This is a genomic window from Campylobacter sp. BCW_6463, assembly GCF_001762785.1.
GTDB classification, from domain to species: domain Bacteria; phylum Campylobacterota; class Campylobacteria; order Campylobacterales; family Campylobacteraceae; genus Campylobacter_D; species Campylobacter_D jejuni.
This window is the reverse complement of record NZ_MJXL01000066.1, coordinates 1-1,442: the sequence shown is the minus strand read 5'-3', so window position 1 is coordinate 1,442 and position 1,442 is coordinate 1. Positions and strand designations below refer to the sequence as shown.

The window sequence follows — 1,442 nt, the reverse complement described above, 5'->3', positions numbered from 1 at the left end:
ATAGCTATATTAGGAAAATTCCAACCATAAACACTAGGGGAATTAAAAGTATAAACTTCATTAGGGCTAAAAGATAATTTGTCTTTATATTTAATATCGCAATATATCAAAGCCATTTGAGCTAAATACCCACCCAATGAATGTCCTACAAATATAATTCTTTTGTGTTTGTTTTTGATTATTTTATTTACTTGTTCTAAAAATTCTAAAAGAAAAGAAGATTGGATATTGCCATTGAGGGATAGAGTTATGTCTTGAACTATATCTTGAATCGAGCTAATAAAATTATCAGTTTCAGTTCCCCTAAATCCTACTATAAATTCATCTTTTTCTTTATCATAAAACAAAGTAGCACTAAAGCCACTTGTAGTGTTAGGCTGATGAAATTGAACCTCATATCTTTGAATGAAATTTTTAGTCTGTAATTCTCCAAATTCTCCGTTGAGTTTACCTTTACTAATAAAACTATATTTTTGTCCGACCTTTTCTTTTTTTCCAGCTATTTTGCCATTATAGCTTAAGTTTAAAAGCTCATTTAAGGTAATAATAGTTTCATTTTCTTGCAATATACAATCTTCTAAATCAAAATAAAAATAACTAGCTTGTGCAAGTTCTGCATAATCTTTTAATTCATTGATTTTTTCTTGCAAAATTATCCTTTATTTAAATAATGACAAAAAAATATATAATGTAACATAAAAACTATTATGATAATAAAACATGTAATATAATATCAAAGCTATAGGATAATAAAGTAACAATAGCAATGCTATATACAAAAACTTTATTTCACAAAGAGAAAAAAAGCGATAAAGCATTAATAGAATTAAAGGAAAAATAATCCAACCTAGCATTACAAAAAATTCATACACTCTATTTGGATTATGCCCTACAGCAGGAGAAATAACAAACCCACTTATACAAAATACTACCCAAACAATATAAAACTTACGAAATGCACCCATTTATTTTCCTTTTTAATATTTTTAATAAAATTATTCTACTTTTTTAAAAATTAAAATATAGCTATATTAGGAAAATTCCAACCATAAACACTAGGGGAATTAAAAGTATAAACTTCATTAGGGCTAAAAGATAATTTGTCTTTATATTTAATATCGCAATATATCAAAGCCATTTGAGCTAAATACCCACCCAATGAATGTCCTACAAATATAATTCTTTTGTGTTTGTTTTTGATTATTTTATTTACTTGTTCTAAAAATTCTAAAAGAAAAGAAGATTGGATATTGCCATTGAGGGATAGAGTTATGTCTTGAACTATATCTTGAATCGAGCTAATAAAATTATCAGTTTCAGTTCCCCTAAATCCTACTATAAATTCATCTTTTTCTTTATCATAAAACAAAGTAGCACTAAAGCCACTTGTAGTGTTAGGCTGATGAAATTGAACCTCATATCTTTGAATGAAATTTTTAGTC

General features: G+C 26.4%; 2 protein-coding genes. Both read right to left on the bottom strand.

Annotated features, from left to right (window positions below; translation table 11 throughout):
- Positions 1-650: Mbeg1-like protein (locus AJ884_RS07600; RefSeq protein WP_148116024.1), on the bottom strand; the 650-nt coding region annotated here is incomplete at its 3' end.
- A gap of 365 nt (positions 651-1,015) precedes the next feature.
- Positions 1,016-1,442, bottom strand: a 427-nt coding sequence (locus tag AJ884_RS07590) for a lipase family protein (RefSeq protein ID WP_250540856.1), incomplete at its 5' end; no start/stop codon positions are given.